Source organism: Flavobacterium hauense, assembly GCF_054457175.1.
In genome coordinates this window covers 1-537 of sequence record NZ_JBTKVX010000048.1, presented here as the reverse complement: position 1 = coordinate 537, position 537 = coordinate 1, and the positions used below count along the sequence as shown (strand labels likewise).

Below are 537 nucleotides of genomic sequence, written 5' to 3'. Positions count from 1 at the left end.
CGCGACAGCTTCAGGACTGTTGGCAGGTGAGTATACCGTGACAGTAACCGATGAAAATGACTGCGAGGCCATACAAAACTTCACGATTACGCAACCGGACGCAATAAGCATCACCCCAGCACAGGAGAATGTATCTTGTAACGGAATATCGAATGGTTCGGCTACAGTAGCGGTATCAGGAGGTACAGGGGAGTATACCTACTTATGGTCTCCAACAGGCGGTACTGCCGCGACAGCTTCAGGACTGTTGGCAGGTGAGTATACCGTTACTGTAACCGATGAAAATGATTGTGAGGCAACACAAAGCTTTACCATCACTCAACCGGACGCAATAAGCATTACACCATCACAGGAGAATGTATCTTGCAACGCAGAAACGAATGGTTCAGCTACAGTAGCAGTATCGGGAGGTACAGGAGAGTATACCTACTTATGGTCACCAACAGGTGGTACAGCCGCAACAGCTTCAGGTCTTTCGGCAGGTGAATATACAGTAACAGTAACCGATGAAAATGACTGCGAGGCCATACAAAGCTT

The 537-nt window shown here is 48.0% G+C and carries 1 protein-coding gene; it reads left to right on the top strand.

Going from position 1 to position 537, the window contains the following annotated elements; genetic code table 11:
* The coding region (locus ACX0HA_RS17610; protein WP_458846612.1) for a SprB repeat-containing protein at positions 1–537 on the top strand (537 nt) is incomplete at both ends.